Source organism: Kitasatospora sp. NPDC041917 (genome assembly GCF_055589745.1).
Window position 1 is genome coordinate 54,242 of record NZ_JBVJBI010000019.1, and the last position, 13,864, is coordinate 68,105.

Here is a 13,864-nt window from a genome sequence, read left to right on the forward strand (position 1 = left end):
ACGGCGTTATTGAATAGCGGCGCCGAGAAATCACACCGTTATGGAAAAGCAGTGCCCCCCACCAGGCGGAAAGCAAACTCGGAGAAGACATCGGGGCGGCCGCAGATGCATTCTTGACGACAGTGCAGGCGAGTCGAGTCGGCGAGGAGATTCGCCGTCAATTCATCTCCATGGGTGGTGAATACGTGAGCAGTGAGCGGATCGCTATCGTAGGAATTGGCCTCCGTTATCCGGACGCCAATTCGGCGAGCGAACTGTGGGACAACGTACTGGGCGGCCGGCGAGCCTTCCGGCGGTTGCCGGACGAGCGGATGAACCAGGCGGACTACTGGTCGGAGGACCGGAGTGCGCCGGACCGGCACTACACGAAAAAGGCCGCGGTCCTGCGGGACTACGCGTTCGACCGCATCAAATACAGCGTCGCCGGAAGCACGTACCGGGCGACCGACCTGACGCACTGGCTGGCCCTCGACGTGGCCGCCGAGGCACTTGCCGACGCCGGATTCCCGGACGGCTCGGGACTTCCCCACCAGAGCACCGGCGTGGTGGTCGGAAACAGCCTCACCGGGGAATTCTCGCGGGCCAACATCATGCGGCTGCGGTGGCCCTACGTGCGCCGCACGGTGGCCGCCGCGCTCACCGGCCAGGGCTGGTCCGAGGAGGACGTCGCGAAGCTCCTCCAGGAGCTGGAGCCGCAGTACAAGGCGCCCTTCCCGGCCATCGACGAGGACTCGCTGGCCGGCGGCCTCGCCAACACCATCGCCGGCCGCATCTGCAACCACTTCGACCTGCGCGGCGGCGGCTACACGGTCGACGGGGCCTGCTCCTCCTCCCTGCTGTCCGTCGTCACGGCGGCGAAGGCACTGGCCGACGGCGAACTGGACGTGGCCGTCGCCGGAGGCGTCGACCTGTCCATCGACCCGTTCGAGGTGATCGGCTTCGCGAAGACGGGCGCACTGGCCACCGGCGAGATGAAGGTCTACGACCGGGACTCCAACGGCTTCTGGCCCGGCGAGGGCTCCGGCATGCTCGTGCTGATGCGCGAGCGGGACGCGCTGGCGCAGGGGCGGCGGATCTACGCGAGCATCAGCGGCTGGGGCGTCTCCTCGGACGGCAAGGGCGGCATCACCCGGCCGGAGGCGAGCGGCCACCGGCTGGCACTGACCCGCGCCTACCGGCGGGCCGGCTACGGCGTCGAGACGGTCTCGTACTTCGAGGGCCACGGCACCGGCACGGCCCTCGGCGACGCGACCGAGATCGAGGCGCTGTCCTCCGCCCGCCGCACCGCGGACCCGACGGCCCGTCCGGCCGCGCTCGGGACGGTCAAGGGGAACTTCGGGCACACCAAGGCCGCCGCGGGCGTGGCCGGCCTGATCAAGGCGACCCTCGCCGTGCACCACCAGGTGATCCCCCCGGCCACCGGCCACGTCGACCCGCACCCCGGCCTGCTCGGTGACGAGGCGGCGATGTACGTCCCGCGCCAGGCCGAACTCTGGCCGGCCGGCCACCCGGTCCGGGCCGGGGTGTCGGCCATGGGCTTCGGCGGGATCAACACCCACGTCACCCTCGCCGAGGCACCCGGCAGCACCCGGCGCGAGGCGCTCGACGCGCGCACCACCCGGCTGGTCGCCGGCCGCCAGGACGCCGAACTCCTGCTGCTGGACGCGGCGGACACGGCCGCGCTGCGCGCGGAGCTGACCCGGCTGCTCGACCTGGTGCCGAAACTGGCCCAGGCCGAACTCGCGGACCTGGCCGGCACCCTGGCCGACCGGCTCGCCGACGGCCCGGTGCGGGCCGCCGTGGTGGCGACCGGCCCGGACGACGCCGTGCGCGGCCTCGAACGGCTGCTGGCCCTGCTCGACTCCGGGGCGCGGGAGGTGTCCTCGGCCGGTGAGGGGATCTTCCTCGGCCACGCCCGGACCGCCCCCCGGATCGCCTACCTCTTCCCGGGCCAGGGCTCCGGCCGCGGCGCCGTCGGCGCGATCCGGCGCCGGTTCGCCGCGGCGGAGGAGGTGTTCCGCGCCGCCGCCCTGCCCACCGGTGACGACCAGGTCGCCACCCAGGTCGCCCAGCCGCGCATCGTCACCGGCTCCCTGGCCGCCCTGCGGGTGCTGGACGCGGTCGGCATCCGGGCCGACACCGCCGTCGGCCACAGCCTCGGGGAGCTCACCGCCCTGCACTGGGCGGGCGCGATGACCGAGGAGCAGGTGGTGCGCCTCGCCACGATCCGCGGACGGGTGATGGCCCAGGCGAGCCACGGCGGCGGCGCGATGGCCGGACTGGCGGCGACCCCGGAGCAGGCCACCCGGCTGTCCGCCGGACAGGACGTGGTGATCGCGGGCTACAACGGGCCCCGGCAGACCGTGCTCTCCGGCCCCGCCGAGGCGGTCGACGAGGTCTGCCGCCGGGCCGCGGGCGAGGGCGTCACGGCGACCCGGCTGAACGTGTCGCACGCCTTCCACTCGCCGCTGGTCGAGCCGGCCGCGGTCGCGATGGCCGCCGAGCTCGCGCGGTTCGACTTCCAGGAACCCGTCCGCCCGATCGCCTCCACGGTCACCGGGCGGCTCCTGGACCCGTCCGCCGACCTGCGCGAGGTCCTGCGCGGACAGGTCCTGCTCCCGGTCCGGTTCCAGGAGGCCGCCGCCGTGGCGGTCGCCGACGCCGACCTGGTCGTGGAGGTCGGCCCCGGCCGGGTGCTGTCCGGCCTGCTGGCGGAGATCGCCCCGAACCTCACCACCCTGGCGGTGGACACCGACAGCGCCTCGCTCGGCCCGCTGCTCAGGGTCGCCGGTGCCGCGTTCGTGCTCGGCGTACCGCTGCGGACCGAGACCCTGTTCGGCGACCGCCTGATCCGGCAGCTGCCGGCGGACGGTGCGATGACCTTCCTGGCCAACCCCTGCGAGGCGGCTCCGGCCATCGACGCGGAGCTGGCGGCGGACGGCGGGCCGGGCCGGGACGAGCGGGCCGGCGCGGCGGTGTCCGCGGACACCGGTGAGGGCCCGGACTCCACCCTGGAGCTGCTGCGCAGGCTCGCGGCCGAGCGGGTCGAACTGCCGCTGGACTCCGTCACCGCGCAGACCCACCCGATGGACGACCTGCACCTGAGCTCCATCACCATCGGCCAGATCGTCAACGACGTCACCCGGGCGCTCGGCCGGCCCGTGCTCGCCGCGACGCCCAACTACGCGACCGTCAACCTGGGCGGGATCGCCGAGCTGATCGACCAGCTGGCGGACACCGCGCAGGACGGCGGCCAGTCGGCGGGCGAGGTCGCCGGTGTGGCCCCGTGGGTGCGGCCCTTCGCGGTCGAGCACCGGGAGGCCGTCCTGCCGGCCCGGCCGCAGCCCGCCGAGGACCCCGCCCCCGCCGGGCGGTGGACGGTGCACAGCACCCCCGGCCACCCGCTCGCCGAACCGCTGGGCACCGCGCTCGCCGCGGCGGGCGTCGGGGACGGCGTACTGCTCTGCCTCCCCGACGCGTGCGGACCGCAGGAGGCGGAGCTCTTCCTGACCGCCGGGCGGGCCGTCCTGGCCGCCCCCGAGGGCACCCGGCTGGTCGTGGTCCAGCACCGGCTGGGGGCCTCCGGCCTGGCGAAGACCCTGCACCTGGAGCACCCGTCGGTCCCGGTCACGGTGGTCGAGCTGGCCGACACCGCCCCCGAGGGCGCGGCCCGTGACGAGGCGGTGGCCCGCGTGGTCGCCGAGACCGCCGCCACGGCCGGCTTCGCGGAGGTCCGCTACCAGCCGGACGGGCGCCGGACCGTCCCGGTGCTCCGGCCGTTGCAGCTGAGCCCCGCGACCGAGGGCGGGTCCCCGCTCGACGCCGGGGACGTCCTCCTGGTCACCGGCGGCGGCAAGGGCATCACCGCCGAGTGCGCCATCGCGATGGCCCAGGACTCCGGGGCGGCCCTGGCCCTGATCGGCCGCGCCGATCCGGCCACCGACCCCGAACTCGCCGGGAACCTCGCCCGGATGGAGGCCGCGGGCCTGCGCCACCGGTACGCCCGCGCCGACGTGACCTCGGCCGAGGAGATCGCCGCCGCGGTGGCCCTGCTGGAGAACGGGCTCGGCCCGGTCACCGCCGTGCTGCACGGCGCCGGCCGCAACCAGCCCGCCGCCCTGGAGGCGCTGAGCGCCGAGGACTTCCGCCGGACCCTGGCGCCCAAGACCGACGGTCTGGAGGCGGTCCTGGCGGCCGTCGAACCGGAACGCCTGAAGCTGCTGATCACGTTCGGCTCGATCATCGGCCGGGCCGGACTGCGCGGCGAGGCGCACTACGCCACCGCCAACGACTGGATGACCGAGCTGACCCTCCGCTTCCAGGACCGGTACCCGCGGGCCCGGGCCGTCGCGCTGGAGTGGTCGGTCTGGTCGGGCGCGGGCATGGGCGAACGGCTCGGCGTCGTCGAGGCGCTGATCCGGGAGGGCATCACGCCGATCTCCACCGAGAACGGCATCCAGGTGCTCCGCGAGGTGCTCGCGGACCCCTCGGCCGGCCCCGTCCTGGTGGTCAGCGGGCGGGCCGGCGGCCTGCCCACCCTCACCACCGAGCGGCGCGAGCTGCCGCTGACCAGGTTCGTCGAGCGGGTGGTCGTGCACCACCCGGACATCGAGCTGATCACCGAGACTGAGCTGACCGAGGGCGGCGACCCCTATCTGACCGACCACCGGCTCCAGGACGACCTGCTCTTCCCGGCCGTGCTCGGCATGGAGGCGATGGCCCAGGTGGCCGCCGCGGTGAGCGGGCACCAGGGCCCGCCGCTGCTGGAGGACGTCGAGTTCCGCCGGCCCGTGGTGGTCCGGCCGGGCGGCTCGACCACCATCCGGATCGCGGCGCTGGTCCGGGAGCCCGGGACGGTGGACGTGGTGCTGCGCAGCGAGGGCACCGAGTTCGCGGCCGACCACTTCCGGGCCCGGCTGCGCTACCCGCGGCCCGAGGTGCCCGGGACGCCGGTGCCGGTCGAATTCGGCCTGCCGGCGGTGCCGGTGGACCCGGTGACCGAGCTGTACGGCAGCGTGCTCTTCCAGGGCAAGCGGTTCCAGCGCCTGCTGGAGTACCGGCGGGCGAGCGCCCGGCACGCGCTGGCGGAGATCTCCACCACCGCCCCGGCGCCGTGGTTCGCGGCCTTCCTGCCGCAGGACCAGCAACTGGCCGACCCCGGGACCCGGGACGCGATGATGCACGCCATCCAGTGCTGCGTGCCGGACGCCACCCTGCTGCCGCAGAGCATCGAGCGGCTCTGGCTGGCCGACCCGGCGGACCAGGACGCCGAGTACGTGGTGCTCGACGCCAGGGAGCGCTCCCAGGACGGGGACAGCTACGTCTACGACCTCGACGTGCGCACCCCGGCCGGGAAGGTCGTCGAGCGCTGGGAGGGGCTGACCCTGGTCGCCGTCCGCAAGCGCGACGGAGCCGGACCGTGGGTGCCCGCGATGCTCGGTTCGTACCTGGAACGCGGCCTGGAACGGGTGCTGGGCGGCAGCCGCGCGGTGGTCGTCGAGCCCGCGGCGAAGCCCGCCGCGGAATCCACCGCGGAGTCCGCCGACGGGGACCGCCGGGCCCGCACCGCGACCGCTCTCGGCCGGGCGCTGGGACGGCCGGTGGACCTGCGCCACCGGCCGGACGGCAAGCCCGAACTCGCCGGTGGGCCCGGACTCGACGGGATCACGGTCTCGGCCTCGCACGGCCCCGGCCTGACCCTGGCGGTGGCCGGACCCGGGCGGCTCGCCTGCGACGTCGAGACCGTCCTGGAGCGGAGCACCGAGGACTGGGACGCCCTGCTGGGCGCCGGTCAACTCGCCCTGCGGGACCTGCTGGTGGCCGAGGCGGGCTGCAGCCCGGCGGTGGCCGGCACCAGGGTCTGGAGCGCGCTGGAGTGCCTGCGCAAGTCCGGCGCGACCACCCAGGCGCTGACGCTCGACCGCGTCCACCCGGGCGGTTGGGTCGTCCTGTCCGCCGGCGACGCGGCCGTCGCCACCTGGGTCACCACCGTCAACGACCGGACGGAGCCGGTGCTCTTCGCGGTGCTCGTCGGGAAGGAGAACTGATGTCGGCCTACTACGAGATCCGCCACACCGTGGGCTTCGAGGAGACCAACCTCGTCGGCAACGTCTACTACGTGAACTACCTGCGCTGGCAGGGGCGTTGCCGAGAGATGTTCCTCAAGGACAAGGCGCCGGGGGTGCTCGCCGAGCTGCGGGACGACCTGAAGCTGTTCACCCTCAAGGTGGAGTGCGACTTCTTCGCCGAGATCACCTCGTTCGACGAGCTGTCGGTCCGGATGCGGCTGGAGGAGCTGACCCAGACCCAGATCCAGTTCAGCTTCGACTACCTGCGGATCGACGGCGAGCAGGAGAACCTGGTCGCCCGCGGCCGGCAGCGGATCGCGTGCATGCGCGGGCCGAACACGGCCACCGTCCCCGCCCGGGTGCCCGAGGAACTGCGCCTGGCACTGGTGCCGTACGCCGAGGGGCCGGCCGTCGCGCGGGCCCTCGCGGCGCAGGTCCCGCCCGGCGGGCCGGTCGGGACGGGGCGGGCGCTGTGATCGGCAACGGCCGGTCACCGGCCCCCGCCCAGGCGCCGGGCGCGACGTCGGCGGCCGCGGCGAACCGCGCGGTCCTGCCGGGCGCCCTGCGCGAGACGATGGCCCGTTTCGCCACCGGGATCACGGTCCTGACCACCGGCGGCGAGTACGTCCACGGGATGACCGCCAACGCGTTCAGCTCGGTCTCCCTGGAGCCGCCGATGGTGCTGTGCTGCGTGGCCCGCTCCGCGACGATGCACGAGGCGATCATGGCGTCCAGGTCCTTCGCGGTCTCCGTGCTCGGCGCCGAACAGGAGCACCTGGCACGGTACTTCGCGAACAAGAGCAGGCCGCGCGGGGCCGCCCAGTTCGACGGCCTCGACTGGCAGCCCGGCCCGTTCACCGGGGCCCCGCTGCTGTCGGACTCGCTGGCCTGGCTGGAGTGCAAGCTCGCCGAGCAGTACGACGGCGGCGACCACTCCATCTTCCTCGGCGAGGTGCTCGCCTCGGACTGGGCGGACCACCGGGAGGCGCTGCTGTTCTACGGCGGCGCCTTCCACCGGGGCATCGGCGGGAAACCGGAAGAGATCGGCTGAGCGGGGGGATGGTCCGATGTTGGTGAGCGTGACCGGCGGCACCGGATTCGTCGGCATCCACTCGGTCGCGGCGCTGGTCCGCGGCGGCCACCGGGCGCGGATGCTGGTCCGCGACCCGGCCGCCGCGGAGCGGGTCCTGGGCCTGCTGGAGGTGGACCCGGGCGCCGTCGACCTGGTCGTCGGGGACGTGACCGACGAGGGCGACGCGGCCCGCACGGTGCGCGGCGCCGACGCCGTGCTGCACGCGGCCGCGGTGTACTCCTTCGACAGCCGGCGCAACGCGCAGATGCGCCGGACCAACGAGCGGGGAACCGAACTGGTGCTGGCCGCCGCCCGACGGTCGGGCGCCGACCCGGTCGTCCACGTCTCCAGCATCGTCGCGCTGCTGCCGTCCCCCGGACGGCCGCTCGGGGAGCACTCCCCGGTCGGTCGTCCCCGGGACACGTACATGGCGACCAAGGCGGCGGCCGAGCGGATCGCGCGGGGCCACCAGCGGGACGGCGCGCCGGTGGTCATCAGCTACCCGCCCGCGCTGCTCGGCCCGCAGGACCCGGGGCTGGGCGACCAGAACGCCCGGCTGCGCAACACCCTGCGCGGACTGATGCCGATCTGGCCGCTGGGCGGCTTCCCGGTCGGCGACGTCCGGGACACCGCGCAGCTGCACGCCCGGCTGCTGACCACGCCGAGGGCGGGCTCCGACCGGCACTTCGGACCCGGCCACCACCTGCCCACCCGGCAGTACGTGCGGACCCTGCGGGAGGTCACCGGGCGGCGGCTGCCCGCGGCCTTCCTCCCCGCCCGGGCCATGCTGCCGGTCGGCGCCCTGGCCACCCTGCTCCAGCGCGGATGGCCCTGGCACATCCCCGCCGAGTACGGGGCCGTCTACACCTGCGCCTGTGCGACCCCGGTCGACCCCGCGGCGAGCACCGGGGGGCTGACGCCGAGGCCGACCGCCGAGACCATGGCGGACACGGTGCGCTGGCTGTACGCCGAGGGCCGGCTGACCGCCGGTCAGGCCGGGCTGCCGGCCGTGGACAAGGAGCGCTGAGCCGTACCCGACGGCCGGCCCCGGGCGGACCTGAGTCCGCCCGGGGCCGGCCGTCGGCCGTTCCCGGCTCCCCGGCGCCGGGCATCAGGGGCCGGGCGCCGGGTGTGTTGGGTGTCAGGGAACAGGCGTCGGTGTCAGGCGTCGGCGTCGGTGGAGGAGCGCACCACCAGCTGCGGGGCGAAGCGCTCCACGCGCTCCGTCCGTTCGCGGGCGGGGGCCTGAAGGAGGGTCAGGGCGCGCTCGGCCATGGCGGTGAGCGGGTGGCGGATGGAGGTGATGGGCGGGTCGAGGAGTTCGAGCATCTCGGTGTCGTCGAAGCCGGTGACGGCGATCCGCCCGGGGACGGGGACCGACGAGCGCTGCAGCGTGCTGACGAGGCCGACCGCGAGGACGTCCGCGCCGCAGACGACGGCGTCGATCCCGGTGTGCCGCTCGGCGATGCGCCGGCCCGCGGTGCGGCCGGCGTCGGTGGTGAAGCTGGGCAGCAGGACGGTGGTGGCGTCGGCGCCGCGGGCCTCGGTGAAGGCGGCGAGGCGTTCCGCGCCGGAGGAGGAGGCCTGGTCGGCGGCGACCAGGGCGATCCGGTGGCGGCCGAGGCCTTCGAGGTGGTCGAGGAGCAGTCGCATCGCGGCGGTGTTGTCGAGGGTGACGGCCACCGTGCCGGAGCCGGTGGCCCAGCGGTCGAAGAGGACGACGGGGGTGCGTTCGGCGGCGGCCCGGACGGCGGGGCCGGAGGCGCCGGCGGAGACGGGGACGACGAGCAGTCCGTCGACCCGGCCGCCGAGCAGGGTCTCGATCTGCTCGGCCTCGACGGCGGTGTCGTTGGCGGCGTCGGAGACCACCAACTGCCCTCCGGCGGCGCGGACTTGCTGGGCGAGCGCGTCGGCGAGCTGGACGAAGTAGGGGTTGGCGAGCGAGGGGACGACCACGCCGATGGTGCCCGTGGTGCCGGTGCGCAGCGCCCGCGCGGAGTGGTTGATGCGGTAGCCGAGGCGCTGGGCGGCCTCCTCGACGCGGCGGGCGAGTTCGGGGTCGACGTTGCGCGGGGTGCCGGCCAGGACGCGTGAGGCGGTCGCGCGGGAGACGCCCGCGGCCGCGGCCACGTCGAGGAGTCGGGGCGCAGTCACGTGGGGCGGTCCTTCGCGGTCGGAGAGGGCTGGGCTGAGCTGGCGCAATACGCAGCACGAGGGTACTTGACGGTTTCCGGGGGCTGGTCCACAGTGTGGGAGATCGATCTCCCAAGGAGTGCGGATGCCGCTCATCACCGTCGTCGGTTCGATCAACCGCGACCTCGTCCTGACCGTCGGGGACCTGCCGCGACCCGGCGAGACCGTGCTCGCGCGGGGCTTCGTGGAGGGCGTCGGCGGCAAGGGCGCCAACCAGGCCGTCGCGGCCGCCCGGCTCGGCTCGCGGGTGCGTCTGGTCGCCCGGGTCGGTACGGACGCCGCCCCCATCCTGCGGGCGCTCGCCGCCGAAGGGGTGGACGTCGGGGCGGTGCGCCCGGCACCGGAGAGCACCACCGGGATCGCCTCCGTGGTGGTCGACCGGGCCGGCGAGAACACCATCGTGGTCAACCCGGGCGCCAACGCCGCGCTGACGGTCGCGGACCTGCCGCGGCGGCTGGCCCGTTCGGCCGACGAGGTGGTCCTGGTGCAGCACGAGATCGCCGCCGAGGTGGTCGCCGCCGCCGTGCTGCGGGCCCGGGAACAGGGCGGCACGGTCGTCCTCAACCCGGCGCCGGCCCGGCCGGTCGCCCCGGAGGTGCTGTCCGCCGTCGACGTCCTGGTGCCCAACCTCGGTGAACTCGCCGCCCTGCTCGGCGCGGAGCCGCCGGCCGGCCCGGACGGCGCGCGCGAGCTGCTGGAACGGGCCGCGCTGCCCTGCCGGGCGGTCGTGGTGACGCTCGGCGCGGACGGGGCGCTGGTCAAACAGCCCGGCCGCCCGGCCGTGCACCTGCCGGCCCCCGTCGTGGACGCCGTCGACACCGTCGGCGCCGGCGACACCTTCTGCGGGGCCCTCGCCGACTCCCTCGCCCGGGGCGCCGACCTGCTCGCCGCCGCCCGACGCGCCGTCCGCGCGGCCTCATTGGCCGTGACCGGACTCGGCGCCCAGTCCTCCATGCCGTCCGCGGCGCAGCTCGACGCGGACGCCGCGGTCCTCGACGCCCCCACCGTCCCCGCGGCATCCTGACGGACCCCGCCGTCCCCCTGTTCCCCCCGCGTTCCCCCGTGCTGTGACGGACCCCAGGTCCCCCCACCCCCCGCATCACCAGTTCAACGGAGAACACCCCATGCGCAACCTCAAGCTCGGCCTGTTCGAGAACGCCCAGACCAACGCGAGCGGCACCGCCACCTGGCGCCACCCCGACAGCCGCCGGCACCTGTTCGACACCCTCGGGTACTGGCGCGAGATCGCGCAGGTCTGCGAGGACGCCAAGCTCGACTTCCTGTTCCTGGCCGACGCCTGGGGCTGGTCGGAGATCGACGGGGTGCGCCCGCCGATCGCCACCGAGGAGACCCTGGACCTGCCGCGCCTGGACCCGTTCGTGATCGCCTCGGCGCTGCTGGCGAGCACCACCGACCTGGGGCTGGTGGTGACCGGCTCGGTGCTGGTGGAGCCGCCGTACGCCTTCGCCCGCCGGCTGGCCACCCTGGACCAGCTGTCCGGCGGCCGGCTCGGCTGGAACATCGTGACCACGGGCACCGCCGACACCGCGGTCAAGGCCTTCGGCATGGACATGGTGGCGCACGACGACCGGTACAAGATGGCCGAGGACTTCCTCGACCTGGTCTACAAGTACTGGGAGGGCGCCTGGGAGCCGGACGCCCTGGAGAAGGACAAGGGCGGCCGCTTCGCCGACCCGGCCAAGGTGCACCCGGTCGAGCACGAGGGCCCGTACTTCCGCTCGCACGGCTACGGCAACACCGCCCGCTCCCCGCAGGGCACCCCGGTGCTGTTCCAGGCCGGCGCCTCGCCGGCCGGGCGGCGGGTCGGCGGGCGGCACGGCGAGTGCATGTTCGTCGGCAGCGGCTCGGTGCGGCAGCTCGCCGGGCACACCGCGGCGATCCGCGAGGAGGCCGTGCGGGCGGGCCGCCGCGCCGACGAGGTCAAGGTGATGTCGGCGTTCTCCAGCGTGGTCGGCGCCACCACCGCGGACGCCGAGCGCCGCTGGCAGCGCGTCCTGGACGCCCAGCGCCCGGAGGTCACCGTCGCCAGCTACGCCATGTTCACCGGCCTCGACCTGTCCTCGTACGCGCCGGACACCCCGATGTCGGAGCTGTCCACCGAAATGTCGCAGACCCAGGTCGCCCGGTTCGCCGGCCGGACCGTCGGCGACGTGCTCGCCGACTGGCACACCCACGGTGTCGGCGCCCGCCCGGTGGTCGGCACCGCCGAGGAGATCGCCGACGAGATCTGCGCCCTGGCACAGGGCGCCGACCTGGACGGCTTCCTGCTCTCGCCGACCGTCCAGCCGGCCTCCACCACGGAGTTCGTCGAGTCGGTGCTGCCGATCCTGCGCGCCCGCGGCGTCTTCCGCGGCGCCTACGCGGACGGCGAGTCGCTGCGCGAGCGGCTCACCGGCGCGTCCGACCGGGCCCTGCCGGCCAGCCACCCGGCCGCGCAGTACCGGCACTGAACCCACTCGCGACGAGAGGACGGCGACGACCATGGTCACTCCCACCCACCACCCGAACCCGCCCGCCGCCGCGTCCGCGCAGCCCCCGACCGCGGGGCGGCCGCACACGGAGCAGCCGACCGGGGCGGAGCCCAACGCCGCGGCGCTGCGCCAGGCGTTCGGGGCCTACCCGACCGGAGTGGTCGCGCTCGGCGCGCTGCGCGACGGCGAACCGGTCGGGCTCGCGGTGAGCTCCTTCGTGTCGATCTCGCTGGAGCCGCCGATGGTCGCGGTCAGCGTGGCCCGCACCTCGACCACCTGGCCCAGGCTGACACAGGCACCGGAGCTCGGGCTGAGCGTGCTCAGCCACGGTCAGGGCGCGCTCTGCCGGCGGCTCGCCTCCCGCGAGGGCGACCGCTTCGACGGCACCGGATGGCAGGCCACGCCGGAGGGCGCGGTGCTGATCCACGACGCGGCGCTGTGGCTGACCGCCCGGGTGAGCGCGGTGTACGACGGCGGCGACCACGAGATCGTCCTGATGGAGCTGCTCACCGTCGAGCTGTTCCCCGGAGTGGAGCCGCTGGTCTTCCACACCAGCCAGTTCCGTGAGCTCACCCCCCATGGCTGACGCCCCGACGACCCCCCTGTCCGGCACCGTGGTGCACGGTGCCGGCCGGGGGCGGGGGCTGGGCTTCCCCACCGCCAACATCGCCGCCGAGCCCGGCACACCCGTCCCTCCGCCCGCGATCTACAGCGGCTGGCTGGCCCGCCGCGCGACCGGCACCGTGCACCGCGCGACGATCAGCATCGGCACCAACCCCACCTTCTGCGACACCTCCGAGATCCACACCGAGGTGTACTGCCACGACGCCCCGGGCGACCTGTACGGCGAGCGCGTCGACCTGTGGTTCGTCGCCCGCATCCGGGACACCGAGAGGTTCGCCTCCGTCGACGAGCTGCTGCTCGCCGCCCGGGAGGACGTCCGCCGCTCCGAGGCCCTGCTGGACTCCGCGCACGGACGGCACGTCCTGGCCGCCCTCTCCTGACCCACCGGCAGCGCCGTTCCCCCTCTTGACCCACCGGCATCACGCTTCCCCGCTGTGATCCACCGGCACCGCCGTTCCCCACTCCTGATCCACCGGCACCGCCTTCACCTGCCGGCGCGCACACCCGCTCCCCACGCGGCCGCGCGCCCTGCGCCCCGAGCCCGGTCGGCCCCGCACCCCCCGCTTCGGCGGGGCCGACCGTCCCTTCCCCCACCTCGCTCCGCACGAACAAAGGTGTGAGTCATGAGCGCGTTCCACTGGTTGAACGAGCAGTTCGACTTCTTCGGTCTCCCCGTCTACTGGTCCGACTTCCTGGGCAACATCCTGGCGCTCGCCACCGTCTGGCTGGCCCTGCGGCGGTCCCTGGTGGCCTGGCCGGTGCAGATCCTCGGCTCGGTGCTGCTGCTGATCGCCAGCCTGAACGTGCACCTCGGCGGCAACGCCGCCCGACAGATCGTGATCATCGTCTCGGCGTCCTGGGGCTGGGCGACCTGGAAGCGCAGCCGCGAGCAGGAAGGCGCCATCAACGTCCGCTGGGCGTCGGGGCGGGAGCGCGCCGTGCTGATCGCCGCGATGGTGGCGGGGACGGCCGCGTTCGGCGCGGTGCTGAAGGGGACGGACGCCTCGTTCTACCCCGGAGCGCCGTGGTGGATGGTCCTCGCGGACGCCTGGATCTTCGTCGGCTCGATCCTCGCCATGTACAGCCAGGCCCGCCGCTACGTGGAGTTCTGGTTCGTCTGGCTGGCCGTCGACCTGGTGGGCGTGCCGCTCGCCGTCCACTCCGAGCTGTACTTCTCCGGCATCGTCTACGGGATCTTCTTCGTGATGGTGCTGCTCGGCATCCGCGACTGGGCGTCCCGCAGCAAGCCGCAGGAGATCGCCTCGCCGCTGGAGCCCGCCGTCCTGGTCGAGGGCCGGGACGAGGGCCGGGACGAGGACAGGGACGACGTCCGCCCGGGCGGCTCCGCCCCGCGGGTCGGGGCCGCCGACTGACCGTCGGGCCACCGCACCGCACTCCACCCCGTCCGCACTCCA

Annotated in this window: 10 protein-coding genes; 9 read left to right on the forward strand and 1 reads right to left on the reverse strand. The window is 74.6% G+C overall.

Features of this window, described 5'->3' with window-relative positions; genetic code table 11:
* The first annotated feature begins 170 nt into the window (after positions 1–170).
* The 4 genes from ACZ6EM_RS23295 to ACZ6EM_RS23310 are packed head-to-tail and all read left to right on the forward strand — an operon-like array spanning position 171 to position 8,167.
* Positions 171–6,047, forward strand: a complete 5,877-nt coding sequence (locus ACZ6EM_RS23295; RefSeq protein WP_465773136.1) for a type I polyketide synthase — start codon at positions 171–173, stop codon at positions 6,045–6,047.
* A complete protein-coding gene (locus ACZ6EM_RS23300; protein WP_401053362.1) occupies positions 6,047–6,544 on the forward strand; it encodes an acyl-CoA thioesterase in 498 nt (165 codons plus the stop codon). Before ACZ6EM_RS23295 ends, ACZ6EM_RS23300 begins: the two co-directional genes overlap by 1 nt.
* Positions 6,541–7,119 (forward strand): flavin reductase family protein, encoded by a 579-nt coding sequence (locus ACZ6EM_RS23305; protein ID WP_401053359.1) that lies wholly within the window; start codon positions 6,541–6,543, stop codon positions 7,117–7,119. Before ACZ6EM_RS23300 ends, ACZ6EM_RS23305 begins: the two co-directional genes overlap by 4 nt.
* A gap of 16 nt (positions 7,120–7,135) precedes the next feature.
* Positions 7,136–8,167 carry an NAD-dependent epimerase/dehydratase family protein gene (locus ACZ6EM_RS23310; RefSeq protein ID WP_401053357.1) on the forward strand — a complete coding sequence of 344 codons (1,032 nt, stop codon included), beginning with the start codon at positions 7,136–7,138 and terminating at the stop codon, positions 8,165–8,167.
* A gap of 134 nt (positions 8,168–8,301) precedes the next feature.
* Here the strand turns inward: ACZ6EM_RS23310 and ACZ6EM_RS23315 are convergent, their stop codons facing one another.
* Positions 8,302–9,294, reverse strand: coding sequence for a LacI family DNA-binding transcriptional regulator (locus ACZ6EM_RS23315; protein ID WP_452180152.1), 993 nt, complete (start codon positions 9,292–9,294; stop codon positions 8,302–8,304).
* 124 nt (positions 9,295–9,418) lie between these two features.
* On the opposite strand from ACZ6EM_RS23315, the gene ACZ6EM_RS23320 reads away from it, so the two are divergent.
* The 5 genes from ACZ6EM_RS23320 (at position 9,419) to ACZ6EM_RS23340 (ending at position 13,822) form a co-directional block, all read left to right on the forward strand.
* Entirely contained in the window at positions 9,419–10,357 is a 939-nt protein-coding gene (locus tag ACZ6EM_RS23320; RefSeq protein ID WP_465773137.1) for a ribokinase, read from the forward strand.
* Positions 10,358–10,457: 100 nt separating this feature from the next.
* Complete coding sequence (locus ACZ6EM_RS23325) at positions 10,458–11,804, forward strand: NtaA/DmoA family FMN-dependent monooxygenase (protein WP_465773138.1); 1,347 nt, start codon at positions 10,458–10,460, stop codon at positions 11,802–11,804.
* A gap of 31 nt (positions 11,805–11,835) precedes the next feature.
* A complete protein-coding gene (locus ACZ6EM_RS23330; RefSeq protein WP_465773139.1) occupies positions 11,836–12,411 on the forward strand; it encodes a flavin reductase family protein in 576 nt (191 codons plus the stop codon).
* Positions 12,404–12,829, forward strand: a complete 426-nt coding sequence (locus ACZ6EM_RS23335; protein ID WP_359898440.1) for a riboflavin kinase — start codon at positions 12,404–12,406, stop codon at positions 12,827–12,829. The genes ACZ6EM_RS23330 and ACZ6EM_RS23335 overlap by 8 nt, the downstream gene beginning before the upstream one ends.
* 243 nt (positions 12,830–13,072) lie before the next feature.
* Positions 13,073–13,822 (forward strand): nicotinamide mononucleotide transporter family protein, encoded by a 750-nt coding sequence (locus ACZ6EM_RS23340; RefSeq protein ID WP_401056258.1) that lies wholly within the window; start codon positions 13,073–13,075, stop codon positions 13,820–13,822.
* The last annotated feature ends 42 nt before the right edge of the window (positions 13,823–13,864 follow it).